The following is a 205-nucleotide window of genomic DNA, read 5'->3' as shown; positions in this document are numbered from 1 at the left end:
CGCCCAGCGTATCGACCGGCACCCTTGGCCAGGTCGGTGCCTTGGTACGGCTGCCATGATTTTGTTCGTCAGTTGGGCGCGAGGTCTATCGTCTGACTTGAACATCCGGGCAGCGGTGGTGGCTGTCCTTTGGTTGCTCAATACAGCGTTGGTTTATGCCAGAGGCAGAGCGCTGATCCAGTTTTCTAGGTAAAGAGGAAAATCG

It is taken from the genome of Pseudomonas meliae, assembly GCF_001400515.1.
Classification (GTDB): domain Bacteria; phylum Pseudomonadota; class Gammaproteobacteria; order Pseudomonadales; family Pseudomonadaceae; genus Aquipseudomonas; species Aquipseudomonas amygdali.
This window is presented reverse-complemented; position numbering follows the sequence as displayed.